This is a genomic window from Amycolatopsis thermoflava N1165 (assembly GCF_000473265.1).
GTDB lineage: Bacteria > Actinomycetota > Actinomycetes > Mycobacteriales > Pseudonocardiaceae > Amycolatopsis_E > Amycolatopsis_E thermoflava.
The window spans coordinates 1,653,037-1,675,222 of record NZ_KI421511.1; the positions used below are offsets into that span (position 1 = coordinate 1,653,037).

General features: G+C 71.3%; 18 protein-coding genes. 12 read left to right on the top strand and 6 right to left on the bottom strand.

Annotated features, from left to right (window positions below):
- Positions 1–133 precede the first annotated feature (133 nt).
- The gene (locus AMYTH_RS0108295) at positions 134–1,042 is read right to left on the bottom strand and encodes a LysR family transcriptional regulator (protein ID WP_027929919.1); all 909 of its coding nucleotides are present in this window, start codon (positions 1,040–1,042) and stop codon (positions 134–136) included.
- Positions 1,043–1,214: 172 nt separating this feature from the next.
- Here AMYTH_RS0108295 and AMYTH_RS44280 point away from each other — a divergent pair, with 172 nt between their 5' ends.
- Complete coding sequence (locus tag AMYTH_RS44280) at positions 1,215–2,393, top strand: CynX/NimT family MFS transporter (RefSeq protein WP_037322405.1); 1,179 nt, start codon at positions 1,215–1,217, stop codon at positions 2,391–2,393.
- Between the two features lie 278 nt (positions 2,394–2,671).
- On the opposite strand, the gene AMYTH_RS46950 is transcribed toward AMYTH_RS44280, so the two are convergent.
- Positions 2,672–5,140: a P-loop NTPase family protein gene (locus AMYTH_RS46950; RefSeq protein ID WP_027929920.1), complete on the bottom strand. Its 2,469-nt coding sequence runs from the start codon at positions 5,138–5,140 to the stop codon at positions 2,672–2,674.
- Between the two features lie 293 nt (positions 5,141–5,433).
- Between AMYTH_RS46950 and AMYTH_RS0108315 the strand changes: the two genes are divergently transcribed.
- From AMYTH_RS0108315 to AMYTH_RS0108330, 4 genes are read left to right on the top strand one after another with little or no spacing between them, the layout of a single operon-like run.
- Entirely contained in the window at positions 5,434–7,032 is a 1,599-nt protein-coding gene (locus tag AMYTH_RS0108315; protein WP_027929921.1) for a non-homologous end-joining DNA ligase LigD, read from the top strand.
- A gap of 37 nt (positions 7,033–7,069) precedes the next feature.
- Entirely contained in the window at positions 7,070–7,750 is a 681-nt protein-coding gene (locus AMYTH_RS0108320; protein WP_027929922.1) for a DUF1345 domain-containing protein, read from the top strand.
- Between the two features lie 52 nt (positions 7,751–7,802).
- A complete protein-coding gene (locus AMYTH_RS0108325) occupies positions 7,803–8,138 on the top strand; it encodes an L-rhamnose mutarotase (protein WP_027929923.1) in 336 nt (111 codons plus the stop codon).
- Between the two features lie 5 nt (positions 8,139–8,143).
- Positions 8,144–8,821 (top strand): FadR/GntR family transcriptional regulator, encoded by a 678-nt coding sequence (locus AMYTH_RS0108330; RefSeq protein ID WP_020419175.1) that lies wholly within the window; start codon positions 8,144–8,146, stop codon positions 8,819–8,821.
- Positions 8,822–8,998: 177 nt separating this feature from the next.
- Here AMYTH_RS0108330 and AMYTH_RS0108335 read toward each other — a convergent pair whose 3' ends face one another.
- Both AMYTH_RS0108335 and AMYTH_RS0108340 read right to left on the bottom strand, forming a co-directional pair.
- A complete protein-coding gene (locus AMYTH_RS0108335; protein ID WP_027929924.1) occupies positions 8,999–9,733 on the bottom strand; it encodes an SDR family NAD(P)-dependent oxidoreductase in 735 nt (244 codons plus the stop codon).
- Positions 9,733–10,590, bottom strand: a complete 858-nt coding sequence (locus AMYTH_RS0108340) for a fumarylacetoacetate hydrolase family protein (RefSeq protein WP_027929925.1) — start codon at positions 10,588–10,590, stop codon at positions 9,733–9,735. The genes AMYTH_RS0108335 and AMYTH_RS0108340 overlap by 1 nt, the downstream gene beginning before the upstream one ends.
- Before the next feature lie 149 nt (positions 10,591–10,739).
- Between AMYTH_RS0108340 and AMYTH_RS0108345 the strand changes: the two genes are divergently transcribed.
- From AMYTH_RS0108345 to AMYTH_RS0108375, 7 genes are all read left to right on the top strand, one after another.
- Complete coding sequence (locus tag AMYTH_RS0108345; protein WP_027929926.1) at positions 10,740–12,017, top strand: L-fuconate dehydratase; 1,278 nt, start codon at positions 10,740–10,742, stop codon at positions 12,015–12,017.
- Positions 12,010–12,957 (top strand): aldo/keto reductase, encoded by a 948-nt coding sequence (locus AMYTH_RS0108350; protein ID WP_027929927.1) that lies wholly within the window; start codon positions 12,010–12,012, stop codon positions 12,955–12,957. Before AMYTH_RS0108345 ends, AMYTH_RS0108350 begins: the two co-directional genes overlap by 8 nt.
- Positions 12,954–13,802, top strand: coding sequence for an amidohydrolase family protein (locus AMYTH_RS0108355; protein ID WP_027929928.1), 849 nt, complete (start codon positions 12,954–12,956; stop codon positions 13,800–13,802). Before AMYTH_RS0108350 ends, AMYTH_RS0108355 begins: the two co-directional genes overlap by 4 nt.
- Positions 13,799–15,376, top strand: coding sequence for a sugar ABC transporter ATP-binding protein (locus AMYTH_RS0108360; protein ID WP_027929929.1), 1,578 nt, complete (start codon positions 13,799–13,801; stop codon positions 15,374–15,376). Before AMYTH_RS0108355 ends, AMYTH_RS0108360 begins: the two co-directional genes overlap by 4 nt.
- Complete coding sequence (locus tag AMYTH_RS0108365; RefSeq protein ID WP_017982524.1) at positions 15,373–16,368, top strand: ABC transporter permease; 996 nt, start codon at positions 15,373–15,375, stop codon at positions 16,366–16,368. The genes AMYTH_RS0108360 and AMYTH_RS0108365 overlap by 4 nt, the downstream gene beginning before the upstream one ends.
- A gap of 19 nt (positions 16,369–16,387) precedes the next feature.
- The gene (locus tag AMYTH_RS0108370) at positions 16,388–17,353 is read left to right on the top strand and encodes an ABC transporter substrate-binding protein (RefSeq protein WP_027929930.1); all 966 of its coding nucleotides are present in this window, start codon (positions 16,388–16,390) and stop codon (positions 17,351–17,353) included.
- Between the two features lie 239 nt (positions 17,354–17,592).
- Complete coding sequence (locus AMYTH_RS0108375) at positions 17,593–18,981, top strand: FAD-dependent oxidoreductase (protein WP_027929931.1); 1,389 nt, start codon at positions 17,593–17,595, stop codon at positions 18,979–18,981.
- 385 nt (positions 18,982–19,366) lie between these two features.
- Here the strand turns inward: AMYTH_RS0108375 and katG are convergent, their stop codons facing one another.
- On the bottom strand, positions 19,367–21,643 hold the full coding sequence (gene katG, locus AMYTH_RS0108380) for a catalase/peroxidase HPI (RefSeq protein ID WP_027929932.1): 2,277 nt from the start codon (positions 21,641–21,643) through the stop codon (positions 19,367–19,369).
- On the bottom strand, positions 21,644–22,099 hold the full coding sequence (locus tag AMYTH_RS0108385; protein ID WP_027929933.1) for a Fur family transcriptional regulator: 456 nt from the start codon (positions 22,097–22,099) through the stop codon (positions 21,644–21,646).
- Positions 22,100–22,186 lie beyond the last annotated feature (87 nt).

The following is a 22,186-nucleotide window of genomic DNA, read 5'->3' on the forward strand; positions in this document are numbered from 1 at the left end:
GCTCGGCAAGTCACCCGGGAACCCCACCTTCACGCGGCGATCAGCGCCGGCACCAACCGCTCCAGCTCAGCTAGCGCGGCGGCCACCGCGGCGTCGCCGCGCGCGCTCGGCAAGTCACCCGGGAACCCCACCTTCACGCGGCGATCAGCGCCGGCACCAACCCCTCCAGCTCCGCCAGGGCTGCGGCCACCGCGGCGTCGCCGCGCGCGCCCGGCCGCGTCACCGTCAGGATCTTCCGCCGCGGCTCCTCCGCGCACGTCAGCCGGACCACCGGGGCGGTCTCCGGGACCCGGGCCAGCCTCGGCACCAGCGCCACCCCCAGCCCGTGCGCCACCAGGGCGATCGTCGCCTCCCAGTTGACCGCGTCGTGGGCGACCGGTGGGGTGAAACCGGCCGCGCCGCAGGCGGAGAGCACGTGGGTGCGGCACGTGCACGGCGCGCCGGGCACGATCCACGGCTCGTCCGCGGCCTCGGCGAGCTCCACCCGCTCCCGGGCCGCGAGCCGGTGGCCCGCCGGGACCAGCAGGTCGAACGGGTCGTCCAGCAACGGCCGCTGGTCGAACCGGGCCCGGTCGCGGGGCGGCTCGTCCGGTTTGGCCTCCACCACCGCCAGGTCTGCGTCGCCGTCGAACAGCAGGTCGAAGCAGTCCGCGGCCTCGGCCTCGCGGATCCGCGGGGTCAGCCGCGGGTGACGGGCGGCGAGCGCGGCGGCGGCCGGGGCGAGCAGCGCGCTCACCGCGCCCGGGAACCCGGCCAGCCGCAGCAGCCCGGCGGGCTGGTCGTCGTCGGCGCGCAGGTCCCGCTCCGCCACCTCCCAGCGCGCCTGGATCTCGTCCGCGTGCGCCAGGAGCCGTTGCGCCGCCGGCGTGAGCCGCACCCGGCGGCCGTGGGGTTCGAGCAGCGCCACCCCGAGCTCCCGCCCCAGCTGGCGGATCTGCTGCGACGCGGCCGACGGGGTGAAGTGCAGGGCCTCCGCCGCCGCCCGCACGGTGCCGTAGTGGTCCACCGCGCGGAGCACGTGAAGCCGCCGCAAGTCAATCATGTAGCTGATTCTTCACGGTCATGTCCGGAAACACAACCTGGACCTACCCGGTCCGGCGACGCACGCTGGAACCAGGAGGTGCCCGCATGATCACCGTGTGGCTGTCGTTGTTCGCCGAAACCGTGGTGGCGACCGGAATCGCCGCCGCGCTCGTCCGCTGGTCCGCCCGCCGGTGAGGGCGATCTGGCTGGTGGTCGGCCTGGTGCTGCTGGCCCTCAACCTGCGCGCGGCCATCACCGGCGTCCCGCCGGTGCTCGGCGAGCTGCGGGAGGAGTTCGGCCTCACCGGCGTCGAGGTCAGCGTGCTCACCACCCTGCCGGAGCTGTGCGTGGGCCTCTTCTCCGCGCTCGCGCCCGCGCTGGCCCGCCGGATCGGCACCGAGGCGGCGATCACCGCGGCGCTCGTGGTGCTCACCGCCGGGCTCCTGCTGCGCGCGGTCCCCGGCCGGGCGGCATTGTTCGCCGGAACCGTGATGGCCGGAGCCGGGGTCGCCACCGGCAACGTGCTGGTGCCCGCGGTCGTCAAGCACGCCTTCCCCGGCCGCGCGGGCACGTTCACCGGCCTGGCGATGATGCTGATGTCGGTCAGCGGCGCGGCCGCCGCGGGCCTGGCGGTGCCGCTGGAGCAGGCGGGCGGCTGGCGGCTCGCGCTCGTCGCGTGGGCGGTCCCGGCGCTCGTCGCGGCGCTCGCGTGGGGCCCGCTCACCCGCCGGCGCACGGCCGAACCCGTTCAGCAGGCCGCCGGCTCGCTGCTGCGCGAACCGCTGGCCTGGTCGGTGATGGTCTTCATGGGCATGGCGTCGCTGATGTTCTACACGCTGACGTCGTGGCTGCCGCAGATCATGCGCGAGCACGGGTTCCCGGCCGCCACCGCGGGCACGATGAACTCGGTCATCATCGTCATCGGCATCCCGCTCGGGTTCGCCGTGCCGGTCGTCGCCGCGCGGATGCGGGACCAGCGCCCGCTCGTCCTCGCGGTGGCCGCGCTGATGGTCCTCGGCCTCGGCGGCCTGCTGCTGGCGCCCGGGGCGGGCTGGCTGTGGACCGCGGTGTTCGGCATCGCCACCGGCAGCGCGTTCCCGCTCGCCCTCACCCTCCTCAACCTGCGGTCCCCCACGGCCGCGATCACCGCGCGGCTGTCCGGCATGGCCCAGTCCGGCGGCTACCTCCTCGCCGCCACCGGCCCGCTGACCTTCGGCCTGCTGCACACCGCGACCGGTGGCTGGCACGCCTCGATCTGGCTGCTGCTCCTGCTGGTCGTGCCCGAGCTGGTGTGCGGGCTCGCCGCCGCGCGCCCCGGCCTGCTGCGGCCGGCGGAGCCGGTGGTCACCTCCGCCGCGCCACTGTCCTGATCGCGGAGCGGATCCTCCCGGTGGCGCGGCCGTGGCCGCGGCGCGACGACCGCGAACGACGGCGGCCGCGCGATGGCGACGGTGCGGAGCTTCGTGGCGGGCCAGCTGCGCCGCGGAGCTGGTCACGGAGCTGATGTGCGGATCTCCGCATCGTTCCTGAGCAAACCCGAGCCTGCTCGTCCACCTGAACGACGAGGAGCAGCTGCGGGAACATCGCGCGCCGCTTCCTAGTGCCGATGCTCGCCCCGCCGGCGCGTGAATTTTTCCGATCTGGCACGCTACCCGGCCGGCGCTGTATCCATCTCGTGATGCCGACGGAAAGCCGCGACGTGCTGCCAAGCGAGCGCGGGCGAGACGGCCAGCGCGGTCCGAGCGGACGCGAGCCTGGGCAGGCCATGACTCTCATCCAGCCAATCCTCACCATGCTGTGACTCTTCGAGATCGTCGGAAAAGTACTCGAGGAGCGTCGCGCACAGGTAGAGGTACGCCGCAGCTTCGCGCCGCAGATCAGCGCCGTCACCCTCATCCGCCTCCGCAATCTCCTGCAACTGCTTCGACGCTGCGAGCAACTTCCACACGCCGGCTCGGCCACGGCACCCGTCGAGCACCACGATGAACTTGTGAACCTTATGGGCACTTGCCGACTCCCTGGCGGCGCGCGAAAAGGCACCGATCTTCCGCTCGATTTCGTCCCACACGAGCGAATGGGCAGTTTCACCCAATCGCCGCGCTTCGCCACGCCGGTACAACCGCAGAACCGCGCGCGCCACGCGATAGAGCTCGCGGGGAACACCACCGCTCAAGCAATGACAAAGCGCAACGTACGGTTGCGAAAGTCCCACCACACGACGGCTCAACCAGCTTTTCGTGTCCTGGATGTCGAACGGGGTCATGGCAATCATCGTGTGAAACGCGCTGTCCATCGCATCCCGTACCGGCACTCCGCGTCGCTCGAACGAGGTCAGCGCATCCTCGGACACGGACACGATGAACACGCAGCGCTCGACATCGAGAAACACGCCCTTGATGTCGTTGATAAACTTGTGCGCGGTCTCAGCATCAGCGACCTTGTCCACTTCGTCGATCACGATTGTGATGCCCTCGAATGCCCTGGAGCGGACCAGCACCGAGCCCGCGTGGTTGGCGAAGTTCCGGAAACGATCAACCACTTCCGGATAGGTGAGCGGTTGCTCCGCTTCCTGCACTGAGCGGTCCAATCCAAGGGAAATCCCCTTCACCGAGCTGAACTTCCCCGACCAACCCGCCGTACGGGTCTGCAGGTACCGCACGTGTCGCAACTGCTCCTGTGCCAGGCGTCGCAGTGCCGTAAGATCACTTCCCAACCGGAGGAACTGCGGCGAGAAGTCGACCGGCCGCCTCTTGGTCACCGGTCGCCAGCGGGGTGTGAGGCTATCCAGACCCAACACGGACAGGACCCGAGCCAGCGAGGTGAAGAACCTGGCAAGCAAGTCCGACCGCCGGAAATCTCGAAAGGTCACCTGTAGGCGCCCAGCCAGACCCCGCAGCAGCCTGCGAAAGCCCCATCCGCCGACACGCAACAGCGCGCCAAGCGCCCAACTGGCGGCAACCGCGCCTGCAATTGCGACAAGCACCAGTGCCACCAACCGCTCGGGGGCCAAGCTCCCCGCCCAGTCGTAAACATCCTGCCGAGGAACCCCAATCGGGATGCGCAGCTGTTCTAAGTATTCGGCGAGAACCAGCTGCCCGCCTGGGTCCACCATGTTGGCGCCCGCCAGGTACAGGAGCACCCATCCGAGCCTCCGAACCGCCCGCCCGGAATGATCGACCCACGCCGCGCGACGGTTTTCCCGCAATCGGAGCTTGAGCCACCGCTGCTCGGTCTCGTCGCCGCCACCTCCGGTGACGCCCACTCGCAGCCGGTCCAGCAGCGACCGGCAGACCACCGCGTGCAAGTGCAACACGAAGTCTCTCGGGTCATAGTTGACGGGAGCAGAAGCTGACACCGTCAGGCGCGGCTTCGGGTCCGGGAACAGATCTTTCGCGAGCGCCCTGAGCAAAGTCGTCTTACCGGTTCCCCTCTGGCCGGCGAGAGCGATGGCCCCTTCGTCGGTACGCTCCAGCTCCTCGATCAACCGCTTAACAGGCTCAGTTTCCACAAGCGACGCCAGATCGTCTGCGGAACGGAGCCCCGATGCGTCGAAAATTTGCAGGTCGAGACTGAATTTCAGCTGTTGGTGCTGGTGGATCTTCAGCCGGAGCTCCGGAAGCACCACCTCCTCCCTGACCGCTTGCCGCCACTCCCCCCGCGAGATCGGAAGACGCAAACGCATCAAGCGCCGCTGCCGCCCCCACTGCATGCGCTGCCACACCGACTCCGGAACGCCGCTCTTGAGGAAGTGACGGGTCACCGGATCAAAATGCAGCATCCCGACCACCGTGACGACGTGCAGCAACCACGGCGCCGAGAAGACGAGGCTGAACACCACGAGAGCGACGGCCACCGGCCAGGCGAGCGCCACGGCGAGGCAGGCCACCTGCAGGTACGTGGGGCGCCAGTCGCTGACGCGCCATTCCGGCTTCCGCGCATCATGTTCGCGCAACTTCGCCGCCCGGCTCAGCACCTTCCGGTAGAGCTGACGGGCACGGACCTCCAGAAAGGGGTCGGTGATCATCTCGGACACGATCACGTGCTCGGACAACCGGGCTTCCGCAAGCGCGGACGCGATAGCAGGCGTGCGAACTGCGCCCCTCACCAACGTCTCCATATCGGAAACGACATCGGGAGAAGCAACATATCGAGGCATCCTGCCTGCCTCGTCTGACACCGGCGACGACCTCCAGAGCAAGACGTTGATCAGCGTTCATATGATGACGCAGGGCGGTCCACTCCGAGCGCGCGGCAGGGACTTTCATCCGCACGGAGCAGCGCTGTCATACGTTTCGAATGCCGGACCCGGCCTCAGAAGACGGTGGCCTTGCCACACCCGCTGGACGTAGCTGCGGCGCAGCCCAGCGCGCCCGGGCATGGGCGCGGCCGTGTCTGGGTACTCACCCTGACGTGAGCCCTGCCCGACGGAAGACCGACCGGCTCGCCTCGTACCGGGCCAAGCGGGACTTCTCGGTCACCGCTGAGCCTGCCGGGGCCGGGACGGGCGGCGCGCCGGGCCGGCGGTTCGTCGTGCAGCGGCACCGCGCCCGGCGGCTCCACTACGACTTCCGCCTGGAGGTCGACGGCGTGCTCGCGAGCTGGGCGGTGCCGAAGGGGCCGACGCTGGACCCTGGCGTGCGGCAGCTCGCCGTGCACGTCGAGGACCATCCGCTCGAATACGCCGACTTCGAGGGCGTCATCCCGAAGGGCCAGTACGGCGGCGGCGACGTCATCGTGTGGGACCGGGGCACCTGGGAGCCCGCCGACGGCGCCGACCCGGCCAGGGCGATCGACGACGGCGAGCTGCACTTCGACCTGCGCGGCGAGAAGCTCGCCGGCCGGTTCGCCCTCGTCCGCACGGAACGCCGGGGCAAGGAGCAGTGGCTGCTGATCCACAAGCACGACGACGACGCCCGGCCCGGCTGGGATCCCGAGGAGCTGCCCCGGTCGGTGAAGTCCGGCCGAACCAACGACGAGGTCGCCGCCGCGCCGGCGGCGATGTGGCGCAGCGACGTGCCCGCCGCCGAAGCCGAAGTGTCCCTCGTTCCACAGTGGACTCCCCCGTCGGACGACGAGCTCGCCGCTCTCGACGACCTGGGCAAGTCCGGCACCTGGACGATCGCGGGGCGCCGCCTCAAGCTCACCAACCTGGACAAGGTGCTGTTCCCCGGCGCGGGCGGCGAACCTCCGGTGACCAAACGGGACCTCATCCGCTACAGCGCCCGGATCGCCCCGTTCATGCTGCCCTACCTCGCCGGCCGCCCGGTCAACGCGCACCGCTACCCCGACGGCGTGGACCGGCCCGGCTTCTGGCACAAGGAGGTGCCCGGCCACGCCCTGGAGTGGCTCAACCGCTGGCACAACACCGAAGCCGACCCCGGCGAGACGCAGTGCTACGCGGTGCTGGACAGCGTGCCCGCCCTGGTGTGGATGGCCAACTTCGGCGGCGTCGAGCTGCACCCGTGGACCTCGCGGCTGCCCGACGTGCACCAGCCCACCTGGGCGCTGATCGACATCGACCCGGGCACCACCACCGGCTTCGACGACATCGTCGAACTCGCCCGCCTCTACCGCACCGCGCTGGACCACCTGAACCTGCGCGGCATGCCGAAGGTCACCGGGCAGCGCGGCATCCAGATCTGGGTGCCGGTCGCCCCCGGCTACACCTTCACCGACACCCGCAACTGGGTCGAGACCCTGTCCCGGGTCGTCGGCCGCGTGCTGCCGGACCTGGTCAGCTGGCGGTGGCACAAGAACGAGCGCGGCGGTCTGGCCCGCCTCGACTACACCCAGAACGCGATCAACAAGACGCTGGTCGCCCCGTTCAGCCCGCGCCCGGCGCCCGGCGCGCCGGTCTCGGTCCCCATCACCTGGGACGAGCTCGACGACCCGCATCTGCGCCCGGACCGCTGGACCGTCCGCACCGTCCTCGACCGCGTCGCCGAGGCGGGCGACCCGCTCGCGCCGCTCATCGGCCTGCCGCAGCAGCTGCCCGAACTGGAGAGCTGACCCGGAACCGCCGGGGCGGGTGGGGGATGATCCGCGCATGAGTTCGCACGACAGCGGTGAACTGCCGGCGTGGCGGCGCGCCACCGCGGGGGCGCACCGGTGGCCTGCCGCGGTCACGATCGCCGCGGTGATCGGTGTCCAGGTGCTCCTCCCCGACCGCCTGGTGATCCAGCCGGGCTGGTTGCTGCCGGGATTGTCGGCGCTGCTGTTGCTGACGCTCGTGGCGCTGGGCCCCGGCCGGGCGGCGGGCGACCACCGGCACGCGCGCAAGGTGGCGTTGTCCCTGCTGCTGGTGGTGAGCGCGGGCAACGCCGGCTCGGCGGTCCTGCTGGTCGGCCACATCCTCGACGGCTCGATCGGCGACCAGGCGGGGCCGCTGCTCGCCGCCGGGGCGGGTGTCTACCTCACCAACGTCGTGGTGTTCTCGCTGTGGTACTGGGAGTTCGACCGGGGTGGCCCGGCCGCGCGGGCGGCGGGCACCCAGGAGTACCCGGACCTGCTGTTCCCCCAGATGACCAGCCCCGGGCTCGCACCGCGCGACTGGGAACCCGCCTATGTGGACTACCTGTACCTGGCGTTCACCAACGCGACCGCGTTCAGCCCGACCGACGTGCTGCCGCTGAAGCCGTGGGCGAAGCTCACCATGCTGGCCCAGTCGGTGGTGTCCCTCGTGCTGGTGGTGCTGGTCGTCGCGCGGGCCGTGAACATCCTCCACTGATCCACGAAAGATCCGATGTATCCTGCGTCTACGTCGTGGACAAGGAGCGGGTATGCCGGAGATCGCGCTGCACACGGAGCTGAAGCCGGGCTCGGAGCTGGACTACGAGGCCGTGCACCGGTCCATCCCCTCCGATGTGGCGGCCGCGCTCGTCGGCAGTGGCGTCCGGAACTGGCGCATCTGGCGCGACGGCACGCACCTGTTCCACCTCGTCGAGGTCGACGACTACCGGCGGATGCGGCACGCGCTGCGGGACCACCCGGCCAACGTCCGCTGGCAGGAGACGGTCGGGCCGCTGCACGCCACGCCGGACGACTACTCCGGCGCCGACGACGGGCTGCCGCTGCTGTGGAGCCTCACCGGGCAGCTGGCCGGGAAGGAACGCTGAGCGGCATGTCCGTCACCGACGACGCCATCGAGGCGATCAAGCAGATGATCGTGGACGGCGAGCTGCGCCCCGGCGACCGCCTGCCCAGGGAGGCCGACCTCGCCGACCGGCTCGGCCTGTCGCGCAATTCCCTGCGCGAGGCGGTGCGCGCGTTGTCGCTGATCCATGTGCTGGACGTGCGCCGCGGCGACGGGACGTACGTGACGAGCCTGGAGCCGTCGCTGCTGATGGACGCGATGGGTTTCGTGGTGGACTTCCACCGCGACGACACCGTGCTGCAGTTCCTGGAGGCCCGCCGCGTCATCGAACCCGCGGTGACCGAGATGGCGGCGCGGCACATGCCCGACTCCGACCTCGAGGACCTCGCGAAGCTGCTCGACTCGCTCGGCGACCGGCCCACGGTGGACCAGCTGGTGGAGAACGACCTGGAGTTCCACCGCCGCATCGCCGGTGGCTGCGGCAACTCCGTGCTGGCCTCGCTGCTGGAAAGCCTGTCCGGGCGCACGCAGCGGGCGCGGACGTGGCGGGGCATCACGCAGGAGGGCGTGGCGGAGCGAACGCTCGCCGAGCACCGCGCCATCCTGCACGCGCTGGCCGCCCGGCAACCCGACGTGGCCCGCGCCGCCGCGACCGTCCACATCGCCGGCGTGGAGCAGTGGCTGCGCCAGACCTTGGTGGAGTGAGGGCGGGCGGGGGATGCGGACCGGCCCGCCCGAGTGCGGGCCCCGACCTGCCGGACGCGGGCCGCCCAGCAGCGGCACGCACTCACCGCGGCCACCAGACACACGGCCAGAACGCCGCGTTCCTGCGAAACCAGCGAAATCCCACGGCGAGCACGCGCGGCGAAGTCGGCCCCGGACTCACCGCGGCCGCAGCCGCAGGTCCTGCATCCCGCCGTCCACGGCCACGCCCACCCCGGCCGTCGACGTCGCCAGCGGGCTCGCCAGGTAGACCACCGCGTGCGCCACCTCCGCCGGGGACACGAGCCGCCCGTGGGGTTGCCGCGCCTGCAGCGCCGCGCGCTCCGCCTCGGGGTCGTCCGCCCGCTCGAGCAGCCGCCCGATCCACGGCGTGTCGGCGGTGCCCGGGTGCACGCAGTTGACCCGGATCCCCTCCCGCAGGTGGTCCGCGGCCATCGCCCGCGTCAACGCCGCCACCGCGCCCTTCGACGCGCTGTACAACGCGCGCTGCGGCAACCCGGCCGTCGCCGCGATCGAGCCGACATTCACGATCGCCGCGGCGCGGGACCGGCGCAGGTGCGGCAGCGCCGCCCGGCTCACCCGCACCATCCCGAGCAGGTTCACGTCCAGCACCCGCAGCCACTCCGCGTCATCGTTGTCGGCGACCGTGCCCTGCGCCCCGATGCCCGCGTTGTTCACCACGATGTCCAGCCCGCCGAAACGCTCCACCACCGCGGAGATGCCCTGCCGCACCGACTCGTCGTCGGTGACGTCGACCCGCACGCCGTCTTCGACCTCGGTCAGGTCCAGCGCCGCCACCCGCGCGCCACGCTCGCGCAGCGCCGCCACGGTCGCCGCGCCGATCCCCGACGCCCCGCCGGTGACCGCGGCAACGAGCCCGTCGAACTCGCCCATCACGCCACCTCCGCCGCGACGAACTCCTGACGCTGCCTGCCCAGGCCGTCGATCTCCAGCTCCACCACGTCCCCCGGCCGCAGGTAGGGGTACTTCCCGGACAGCGCGACGCCCTGCGGCGTGCCCGTCATGATCACGTCGCCCGGTTCCAGCGCCAGGTACCGGCTCAGGTGCCACACCAGGTGCTCGACCCCGAAGATCATGTCCGCGGTCGTGGAGTCCTGGCGCGGCTCGCCGTTGACCCAGCTGCGCAACCGCAGCCCGGTGTGATCCACCTCGTCCGGCGTCACCAGCCACGGCCCGAGCGGGTTGAACCCCGGCGCGCACTTGCCCTTGCTCCACTGCCCGCCGGAATCGACGAGCTGGTACTGCCGCTCCGAGACGTCGTTGCCGAGCACGAAACCGGCGACGTGCGCGAGACTCTGCGACGGCGAGTCGAGGTACAGCGCCCGCTTGCCGATCACCACGCCGAGCTCGACCTCCCAGTCGGTGCGCTCGCTGCCGGGCGGGATCGTCACCGGGTCGTGCGGACCGGCCAGCGTGTTCGGCGTCTTGAGGAACATGATCGGCACGTCCGGCGGAGCCGAGCCCGACTCGGCGGCGTGCTCGGCGTAGTTCATCCCGATGCAGATGATCGCGCCGGGCCGCGCGATCGGCGCGCCCACCCGCAGCGTGTCGGCGTCCGGCAGCTCCGGCAACCCGCCTGCCTCCAGAGCGGCCCGCGCCGCCGCCATCCCGTCGCCGGCGAGGAACGCGCCGTCGACGTCGGCCGTCAGCCCGGTCAGGTCGTAGGTCGTGCCGCCGGCGACGACAGCGGGTCGTTCCTGGCCCACGGGACCGAGGCGGACGAGGTGCACGGTTCACTTCCTCACGGTATTGGTCGGATCTCTTCATCGAGCTCGCCAAGATCCTAGGCCACCTTTCCGGCCACGCGCGAGCCTTGACGGCGGAGACATCGGATCTCTATCGTCGGCCTCGTCACCGAGGCGTACAAGGGAGTGGGTCCGTGGCACGCATCGTCGCCCTGCACACGCACGACGTCCGGTTCCCGACGTCGCAGACGCTCGACGGCTCCGACGCGATGAACCCGGACCCGGACTACTCGGCCGCCTACCTGCGGCTGGTCACCGACGCCGGCGACGGCCTGGAGGGCCACGGGTTCGTCTTCACCATCGGCCGCGGCAACGATGTCCAGGTCGCCGCGCTCCGGGCGCTGGAGGGCCACCTCCTCGGCCGCGACGTGGACGCCACGCTCGCGGACCTGGGCGGGCTGTGGCGCGAACTGGTCCACGATTCGCAGCTGCGCTGGCTCGGCCCCGAAAAGGGGATCATGCACATGGCCATCGGCGCGGCCGTCAACGCGCTGTGGGACCTGCGCGCCAAACGGGAGGGCAAACCGTTGTGGCGGCTGCTGTCCTCGCTCACCCCGGAGGAGATCGTCGACCTGCTCGACTTCCGGTACCTGACCGACGCGCTGACCCGCGACGAGGCGCTGGAGATCCTCCGCGCGGCCCAGCCCGGCCGCGCCGAACGCGAAGCGCGGCTGCTCAGCCAGGGCTACCCCGCCTACACCACCACGCCCGGGTGGCTGGGCTACGACGACGACAAGCTCGCGCGTCTGTGCCGGGAGGCGGTCGACGACGGCTTCCGCCAGATCAAGCTCAAGGTGGGCGCCGACCTCGACGAGGACCTGCGCCGCCTGCGGATCGCGCGCGAGGTGTGCGGCCCGGACGTGCGGATCGCGGTGGACGCCAACCAGCGCTGGGACGTCGGCGACGCGATCGCCTGGGTCGAGCGGCTGCGCCCGTTCGACCTCGCCTGGATCGAGGAGCCCACCAGCCCCGACGACATCCTCGGCCACGCAGCCATCGCCAAGGCGGTCGCGCCGATCCCGGTCGCCACCGGTGAGCACGGCGCCAACCGGGTGCTGTTCAAACAACTCCTGCAGGCCGGGGCGCTGTCGGTGCTGCAACTCGACGCCACCCGGGTGGCCGGGGTCAACGAGAACATCGCGATCCTATTGCTGGCCGCCAAGTTCGGCGTCCGGGTCTGCCCGCACGCCGGCGGGGTCGGCCTGTGCGAGGCGGTGCAGCACCTGGCGATGTTCGACTTCGTCGCGGTGTCCGGGACCACCGAGGACCGGATGATCGAGTTCGTCGACCACCTGCACGAGCACTTCGTCACCCCGGTCGACGTCCACAGTGGACGCTACTTCGCACCGAAGGCCCCCGGCGCGGGCACCGAGATGCACGCGTCCTCGCTCGCGGAGTACGCCCATGGCTGAGGTGCCGGGCCCGTTCGCGCTCGGCGCCGCGAACCTGGGCAACCTGTACGCGCCGATGAGCGACGAGCAGGCGCACGCGGTGCTGGAAGCCGCGTGGGACAGCGGGATCCGCCACTTCGACACCGCCCCCCACTACGGCCTCGGCCTGTCCGAACGCCGGCTGGGCGCCTTCCTCGCCGGCAAGCCGCGCGCCGAGTTCGTGGTGTCCACCAAGGTCGGCCGGCTCCTGGTGCCGGATCCGGACGGCGCGAACCGGCTCGACGAGGCGAACCACTTCGCCGTGCCGGCCGACCACCGCCGGGTGTGGGACTTCTCCGGCGACGGGGTGCGGCGCAGCCTCGGCGACTCGCTGACCCGGCTCGGACTGGACTCCGTCGACATCGTCTACCTGCACGACCCGGAGGAGCACGACCTCGGACCGGCGCTGGCGTCCGGCCTGCCCGCGCTCGCCGCCCTGCGCGACGAGGGCGCCGTCCAGGCGATCGGCGTGGGGTCGAAATCGGTCGCCGCGCTCGCCGCGGCCGCCCGCACCGGCACCGTCGACCTGCTCATGGTCGCGGGCCGGTTCACGCTGCTCGACCAGTCCGCGCTGGACGACGTGCTGCCCGAGTGCCACGCCCGGTCGATCGGCGTGGCGGTCGCGAGCGTGTTCAACTCGGGCCTGCTCGCCACGCCCGAGCTCGCCGGCCGCTACGAGTACGCCACCGCTCCCCCGGACGTTCTCGACACCGCACGGGAAATCGCCGCGATCTGCGCCGAGTTCGGCGTCGACCTGCCCACCGCCGCGCTGCACTTCCCGCTGCGGGACCCGGCGGTGCGCGCGGTGGTCGCCGGCGCGGCCACCCCGGCGGAGGTGCGGCAGAACGCCCGGCGGCTCGCGGCCGCCGTGCCCGCCGACCTGTGGACCACTCTGCGGGACAAGGGGCTGATCCGGACATGACCGAGCGCGTCGTGGACACCCACCTGCACCTGTGGGACCTCACCGTCGGCGGCTACGCGTGGCTGCCGCCCGGCAGCCCGCTGCACCGGACCTTCACCGCCGGACAGGCGCGGCGGGAACTGGACGCCGCCGGGATCGCCACGGCCGTCCTGGTGCAGGCCGAGGACTCCGAGGCCGACACCGAGTTCATGCTCGCCCAGGCCGACGCCCACGACTGGATCGCCGGCGTGGTCGGCTGGGTCCGCCTGGACGATCCGGACACCGCGCGGCGCCAGCTCGACCGGTGGCAGCGGCACCCGGCGTTCCGCGGCGTGCGGCACCTGGTGCACGACGACCCGCGCGCGGACTTCCTCGACCTGCCGGCGGTGCGCCGCTCGCTGGCCCTGCTCGCCGAACGCGGCCTGCCGTTCGACGTCCCCGACGCCTGGCCGCGGCACCTGCGCCAGGTCGCCGGCCTCGCGGCCGCCCTGCCGGAGCTGACGATCGTGGTCGACCACCTCGGCAAGCCGCCCGCGGACCCGGCCGAATTCCGCGACTGGCTGACCACACTGCGGGCCGTGGCCGCGCACCCGAACACGGTCGCGAAGCTCTCCGGGCTGCAGCGGCCCGGCGAGCCGCTGACCGTCGGGTCCGCGCGGCCCGCGGTCGAGGCGGCGGTCGAGCTGTTCGGGCCCGACCGGCTGATGTACGGCGGGGACTGGCCGATGACCGTCCCGCACGGCGGGTACGGCCGGGCCTGGGAGGTCCTGTCCGCGTTGATCGGCGAACTGCCCGCGCCGGACCGGGCGCAGGTGCTGTCGGGGACCGCGAGCGCGGTCTACGGGGCGCCGGAGCGGGTGCGATGAGCGAGGTCGCGACGATGACGGAACCGTTGCTGGAAGTCGAAGGCGTGGACAAGACCTTCCCCGGCGTCCGCGCGCTGCACGACATGCGGCTGGAGCTGCGCTCCGGCGAGGTGCTCGCGCTGGTCGGCGAGAACGGCGCGGGCAAGTCCACCCTGATGAAGCTGCTGTCCGGCATCCACACCGCCGACGCGGGCCGGTTCCGGCTGGGCGGCGAGCCCTACCAGCCCGCCGGGCCGCGGCACGCGCTGGAGCTGGGTATCAGCATCATCCACCAAGAGTTCAACCTGGTGCCGCACCTGACCGTGGCGCAGAACATCTTCATCGGCCGGGAACCGCGCCGCGGCCGGCTGCTGCTCGACGAGCGCAAGCTCAACGCCGACGCCGCCGGCCTGCTCGACCGGCTGCACCTGCGGCTGGACCCGCGGGCCGTGGTCGCCGAGCTGACCGTGGCCAACCAGCAGATGGTGGAGATCGCCAAGGCGCTGTCCTACGACCCGCGCGTGCTGATCATGGACGAGCCCACCGCCGCGCTCAACGACGCCGAGGTGGCGACGCTGCACGAGCTGATCCGCCGGTTCGTGCGGCCGGGCACCGGCGTCATCTACATCTCCCACCGCATGGAGGAGATCAAGCGCATCGCCGACCGGGTCACCGTGATCCGCGACGGCGAATACATCGACACGCTCGACATCGCCACCGCGGCCACCCCGGACATCATCGCGCTGATGGTGGGCCGGGCCATCGACACCGAAGCCCGCCCGGAGGGCGTGCGCGCGGACCGCGAGGTGGTGCTGCGCGTCGAGGGCCTGCGCACCCGGGACCTGCTCAAGGACGTGTCGTTCGACCTGCGGCAGGGCGAGATCCTCGGGTTCGCCGGGCTGATGGGCGCCGGCCGCACCGAGGTCGCGCGGGCGCTGGTCGGCGCGGACAAGGCCGAGGCGGGCACGGTCACCCTGCACGGCAAGCCGGTCCGCATCGGCAACCCGGCCGACGCCGCCAAGCTCGGCATCGGCTACCTGTCGGAGGACCGCAAGCGGTTCGGCCTCCTGCTCGACCAGGACGTCAAGGCCAACATCGCGTTGTCCGCGCTGCGGGAGCAGTTCACCAGGGCCGGGTTCGTGCGCGACGGCGCGCTGCGCGCGACCGCCGACCGCTACATCGGCGCGCTGCGCATCAAGACCCCGTCGCTCGACCAGACCACGAAGAACCTCTCCGGCGGCAACCAGCAGAAGGTCGTCATCGCCAAGTGGCTGGCCAAGGACTGCGACGTGCTCATCTTCGACGAGCCGACGCGCGGCATCGACGTCGGCGCGAAGGAGGAGATCTACCAGTTGCTGCGGGAACTCACCGGGCAGGGCAAGTCGATCATCATGATCTCCTCGGAGCTCCCGGAGATCCTGCGCATGTCCCACCGCGTCGTGGTGATGAGCGAAGGCCGCGTGACCCGCGTGCTCGACTCCGCCGAGGCGACCCAGGAGAACATCATGCACTACGCCACCCTGCGGCCGGACGAAAACCCGGCCGACGCCGCCGAGCTCGGTCTCGCCCCCGAAGAGAAGGCAGGTCGGTCATGACCACGGTGAAGGCTCCGGTGACGGAGCGGCAGCGGGCCGGCGGAGTGACCGGCGCGATCAGGAGCAGGCTGCAGCAGCTGCTGGCGTTCGCCAGCCTCATCGTGATCTACGCGTTCTTCTCGATCGTCAGCCCGTTCTTCTTCTCCTACGGCAACTTCATCGCGATCCTGTTCTCCACGGTGGTGATCGGGACGCTCGCGATCGGCACGACGTTCGTCATCATCACCGGCGGCATCGACCTGTCCATCGGCACCGGCATGGCGTTGTGCGCGGTGATGTCCGGCGTGTTCATCGTGAACTCGGGACTGCCGCTGGGCATCGGCGTGCCGCTGGCGATCCTGTTCGGCGGGCTGATGGGGCTGGTCAACGGGATCAACGTGGCGCTGCTGAAGATTCCGCCGTTCATCGCGACGCTGGCGATGATGCTGGTCGCCGAGGGGCTGGCGCTGGTGCTGTCGCACAGCACGCCGATCTACTTCAGCGACTCGCCCGGCTACATCGAGATCTCCGCGGGCAACCTGATCCCCAACGTGCCCAACGCGGTGCTGATCCTCGCCGCGATCGCGATCATCGCCGGGGTGCTGCTGACCAAGACCGTGCTCGGCCGCTACACCTACTCGATCGGCAGCAACGAGGAAGCGACCGCACTGTCCGGCATCGACGTCCGTAAGTGGAAGGTCGGGATCTACGCGTTCGCCGGGCTGTTCACCGGCCTGGCCGGCGTGATGATCTCCGCCCGGCTCGGTTCCGCGCAGCCGGCGACCGGCATGGGGTACGAGCTGCAGGCCATCGCCGCCGTGGTGATCGGCGGGACGTCGCTGTCCGGCGGCAAGGGGTCGATCATCGGCACCCTGATCGGCGCGCTGATCATCTCGGTGCTCAACAACGGGCTGCAGATCATGTCGATCCCGCAGGAGTGGCAGAACGTCATCCTCGGCTGCGTGATCCTGGTGGCCGTCTACACCGACCGGATCCGGAAACGGGAAGCCTGAGAGAACAAAGGAGTTCTTGATGAGGACGCAGAAGATCGTCGCGGCGGTCGCCGGCGCCGTGCTGGCGCTGACGATGACCGCGTGCGGCCAGGGCGGCGGCACCGCGGGCGGCGGGAACGGGCCGCTGATCGCCATCGTGTCGAAGGGCTTCCAGCACCAGTTCTGGCAGGCCGTGAAGAAGGGCGCGGAGGACGAGGCCGCCGCCAAGGGCGCGCGCACGACGTTCGTCGGCCCGGCCACCGAGAAGGACGTCGAGCAGCAGGTCAACATGCTCACCAACGAGCTGGCCAAGTCGCCGCAGGCGCTCGGGTTCGCGGCGCTGGACTCCCGCGCCGCCGCTCCCCTGCTCCAGCAGGCGATGGCGCAGAACGTCCCGGTGGTGGCGTTCGACTCCGGTGTGGACAGTGACATCCCGGTCACCACGGTGGCGACGGACAACAAGGCCGCGGCGGCGGAGGCGGCCAAGCACCTGGCCGAGCAGATCGGCGGGCAGGGCAAGGTCGCGCTCGTGGTGCACGACCAGACCAGCCTGTCCGGCAAGGACCGGCGGGACGGGTTCCTGGACTGGATGGCGAAGAACGCGCCCGGCATCACGGTGCTCGCGCCCCAGTACGGCGGCGGCGACCAGCTGGAGTCGGCCAACATCACCAAGTCGATCATCGCGGCCAACCCGGACCTGAAGGGGATCTACGCCTCCAACGAGGGCTCGGCGATCGGCGTGATCAAGGGCGTGCAGGAGAGCGGGCGGCAGGGCCTGACGATCGTCGGGTTCGACTCCGGGAAGGCCCAGATCGACGCGATCAACAGCGGCCTGATGGCGGGCGCCGTGACGCAGGACCCGGTGGACATGGGCAGGCAGCTGGTGGACGCCTCGCTGAAGGCCATCAACGGCGAGCAGCTGCCGAAGCGGATCGACACGGCGTACTACTGGTACGACAAGAGCAACATCAACGACCCCAAGATCCAGGCGGCGCTGTACCAGTGACCGCGGGCGAGGGCCGTGGACGGTGACGACGGGGCCGTCCACGGCCCTCGCCGTGAGGGCTCCCCCAGGTTGCGCCCGCACCGCGTGGACAACAAACCCGCGAGTTCGGCGAGTCCGGTGTGGACAACGGTCACCGCCAAGTCTCCACACTTTCCCCACCTCTCCTCCATGCATCGCCCCGGCGGTCCGGTCACGCTGGCCGGACGAAACGGGCGCGACCACGGAGGAGGCGCGGGACGATGACGACGCAGGAGCGGACGCACGCGGTGGTGCTGGGCGCGGGGATGGGCGGGCTGCTCGCGGCTCGCGTGCTCGCCGGGTTCTACGACCGGGTGACGGTGATCGAGCGGGACCACCTCGACGAGACGGTGGCGCACCGGCGCGGCATCCCGCAGGGCCGGCACGTCCACGCGCTGCTGCCGCGCGGCGGGGAGATCGTGGAGGAGTTGTTCCCCGGGTTGCTCGGCGAGCTCGTCGCCGACGGCGGCACGGTGCTGACCGACTACTCGCGGTTGCACTTCTCCCCCGGCGGGCACCGGCTGTCGCCGGAGATGGATCTGCCGCCGATGCACCAGCCGAGCAGGCCGTTCCTCGAGACCCACGTGCGCAACCGGCTCCGGCGACTGTCCACTGTTGACCTTCGTGACGGCTGCGACGTGAGCGGCCTGACCACCACCGCGGCCGGGGACCGCGTCACCGGCGTGCGCCTCCAGCGGCGGGCGCCGGGCAGCCCCGCGGAGACCCTGAGCGCGGACCTGGTCGTCGACGCGCTCGGCCGCGGCGCGCGCACGCCCGCCTGGCTGGCCGACCTCGGCTACCGGCGGCCGGCCGAGGTCGAAGTCCCGGTGCAGCTGCGGTACACCAGCCGCCTGGTGCGGCTGCGGCCCGGCGCGGTCCGGGAGACGCTGGTCGTCGTCGGCGCCACCCCGGAGCGGCCCAACGGCATGGCGCTGTTCGCCTACGAGGACGACACCTGGTTGTTCACCGTCGCCGGTTATGCCGGTGACCACCCGTCACCCCAGTACGACGCCATGGTCGACTTCGCCGCCCAGTGCGCGCCCCCGCACCTGATCGAGGCGCTGCGGACGGCCGAGCCGCTGTCCGACGTGGCCACCTTCGCCTTCCCGGCGAGCCGCTGGCGCCGCTACGACAAGCTTCGCCGCTTCCCGGACGGCCTGCTCGTGTTCGGCGACGCGATCTGCAGCTTCAACCCGATCTACGGGCAGGGCATGTCCGTCGCCGCGCTGGAGGCGCTGGCGCTGCGGGACTGCCTGCGCCAGGGCGATCGGCACCTGGCCCGGCGGTTCTTCCGCGCCGCGGCGAAACCGATCGGCGTGGCGTGGAAGCTGTCGGTGGGCAGCGACCTGACGCTGCCGCAGGTCGAGGCACCGCGACCGCTGCCCGTGCGGCTGGTCAACCGGTACGTGGCGAAGGTGCTCACCGCCGCCGAGGAGGACCCGGTGGTGGCGGCGCAGTTCATGCGGGTGAGCGCGTTCCTGGACCCGCCGTCCGCCCTGATGCGACCGTCGATCCTGGCACGCGTCACCGGGACGGCACGGTCGCTCCCACGGCCGGCCGCAGCGCCCGGCCCCGCCCTGGCGCGGACAGGATCGTTTCAGCCTCGCTGACCACGTCACGGACGACCTGTGCCGCGGGACGGACATCCCCGATCAGGCCGACGGACTGCCCCGCGAACGGCACATACTCGTGGCTCCGCCCGGTCAGGACGCGGCCAGCGCGGCCGGTTGCCCCTGCCGCCCCACCGCTCGAGCCCGTGCCGCAGGGCGGTGAGCACCCCGGCGCCGAGCCCCAGCCGGCCGGCCGGCAACTCGGCGGCCTCGCAGCGGGCCGCCATCACCACGGCCTTGGAGGCGTGCCCGCCCGGCAGCGCGACGGCGGCGGCCTCCTCGGCCGGCTCCCCCATCACGGCCCGGTCCGGCGAACCTCGGCACAACGGGACGAGCCCGGCCGATCCGAGGCGGATCAGCCGGGCTCGCCCTTGCGGAGACTGGATCAGGCCAGGTCGAACCGGTCCAGTTCCATGACCTTCGTCCAGGCCGCGACGAAGTCGTTGACGAACTTCTCGCGCGCGTCGTCGCTGGCGTAGACCTCCGAGAGGGCCCGCAGCTGCGAGTTGGAGCCGAAGATCAGGTCGACCGGGGTGGCCGTCCACTTCAGCTCGTCGGTCGCCACGTCGCGGATCTCGTAGACGTTCTCCTCCGACTCCGACGCCTTCCACCGGGTGCCCGGCGCGAGCAGGTTGGTGAAGAAGTCGTTGCTGAGCACGCCCGGACGCTCGGTGAGCACACCGTGCTTGGCGCCGCCGTAGTTGGCGCCCAGCGCACGCAGGCCGCCGACCAGGACGGTCATCTCCGGCGCGGTCAGGTCCAGCATGTAGGCGCGGTCGACCAGCAGCACCTCCGGCTGGAGCTTCTCGCCGGCCCGCAGGTAGTTGCGGAACCCGTCGGCACGCGGCTCCAGCACCTTGAACGACTCGACGTCGGTCTGCTCCTGGCTGGCGTCCGTGCGGCCCGGGTGGAACGGCACGGTCACCTCGACGCCCGCGTCCCGCGCGGCCTTCTCGACGGCGGCCGAGCCGGCCAGCACGATCAGGTCGGCCAGCGAGATCTTCGCGCCGCCCGCCTCGTTGAACTCGCGCTGGATGGCCTCGAGCTTCTCCAGCACCGGCGCGAGCTGCTCGGGCTGGTTGACCTCCCAGTTGCGCTGCGGCTCGAGCCGGATGCGGGCGCCGTTCGCGCCACCGCGCTTGTCGGTGGAGCGGAAGCTCGCCGCCGACGCCCACGCGGTGGTGACCAGCTGCTGGGTGGTCAGGCCGGACTCCAGGACCTTCGCCTTCAGCGCGGCGATGTCCGACTCGCCCACGAGCTCGTGGTCGACGGCAGGCACCGGGTCCTGCCACAGCTGCGGCTCCGGAACCCACGGGCCGAGGTAGCGGGTGACCGGGCCCATGTCGCGGTGCAGCAGCTTGTACCAGGCCTTGGCGAACGCCAGCGCGAACTCGTCCGGGTTCTCCAGGAACCGGCGCGAGATCTTGCCGTAGACCGGGTCGAACCGCAGCGCCAGGTCCGTGGTCAGCATGGTCGGCTTGTGCTTCTTGTTCGGGTCGTAGGGGTCCGGGATGATCTCCGGAGCGTCCTTCGCCACGTACTGCTTGGCGCCGCCGGGGCTCGTGGTGAGCTCCCACTCGTAGCCGAACAGGATCTCGAAGAAGCGGTTGCTCCACTGGGTCGGCTTGTCGGTCCACGTCACCTCGAGGCCACTGGTGATCGTGTCCGGGCCCTTGCCGCTGCCGTGGGTGCTCAGCCAGCCGAGGCCCTGCGCCTCCAGCGGGGCGGCCTCCGGCTCGGGGCCGACGTGGTCGTCGGCGACGCCCGCGCCGTGGGTCTTGCCGAAGGTGTGACCACCGGCGATGAGGGCGACGGTCTCCTCGTCGTTCATCGCCATGCGGCCGAAGGTCTCGCGGATGAAGTGCGCCGCCGCCATGTAGTCGGCGCTGCCGCGCGGGCCCTCCGGGTTGACGTAGATGAGGCCCATCTCGGTGGCGCCGAGCTCGGGCACCATCTCCGAGTCGGTCACGTAGCGCTCGTCGCCCAGCCAGTCGTCCTCGGGGCCCCAGTAGACCTCTTCGGTCTCCCAGACGTCCTCGCGGCCGAAGCCAAAGCCGAAGGTCTTGAAGCCCATCGACTCCAGTGCCACGTTGCCCGCCAGCACGAGCAGGTCGGCCCAGGAGATCTTCTGGCCGTACTTCTGCTTGACCGGCCACAGCAGGCGGCGCGCCTTGTCCAGGTTGGCGTTGTCCGGCCAGCTGTTCAGCGGGGCGAAGCGCTGCGCGCCGTCACCGGCGCCGCCGCGGCCGTCGTGGATGCGGTAGGTGCCCGCGGAGTGCCAGCTCATGCGGATCATCAGGCCGCCGTAGTGGCCGAAGTCGGCGGGCCACCAGTCCTGCGAGGTGGTGAGCACCTCCTCGATGTCGCGCTTGAGGGCGTCGACGTCGAGCTTGGCGAACTCCTTGGCGTAGTTGAAGTCCTTGCCCAGCGGGTTGCTCTTGGAGTCGTGGGCGTGCAGCACCGACAGGTCGAGCTGGTTGGGCCACCAGTCGCGGTTGGTCCGCGGACGCCCGCTCGACTTCGGGGTCGGCGAGTCGATGGCCGGGTTCTCGCTCTCGCTGCCGTGCGAGGTCACCGAGTCGTGCGCGACCGGGCACCCGGCCGCCGCCTTCTTGTCCACCCCCTGCGCGCTCGAGGGGGTGTTGTCCTGGGTGTCGCTCATCTACTTGCCTTCCGAGCTGGCGGTTTCGTTGGGAACTGCGGCGGCCGAGCAGTCGGGGCACACGCCCCAAAAGACGACCTCCGCCTGGTCGATCACGAAGCCGTGGTCGTCCGAGGCGGTGAGACAGGGGGCGTGGCCGACGGTGCAGTCGACATCGGCGATCGCACCGCAGGAGCGGCAGACGACGTGGTGGTGGTTGTCGCCCACCCGGGACTCGTAGCGGGCGTTCGCGCCGGCCGGCTGGATGCGCCGGATCAGCCCGGCGTCGGTGAGTGCCCGCAGGACGTCGTAGACGGCCTGGTGCGAGACGGTCGGGAGGGCGGCACGCACCAGCTCGATCACCTTCTCGGTGTCGACGTGCGGGTTGTCGCGCAGCGCGGACAGCACCGCCAGGCGGGGCCGGGTCACGCGCAACGAGACAGCCCGCAGCTGCGCCTCGAAGTCCTCCGACGTCACGCGGCAGACCCTAGAGCACTTGTCTGGAACAAATCAAGTTAGGGTCCACGTTAGTGTCGTGGCGAGCACGGACGGTGTCCGGTTCGC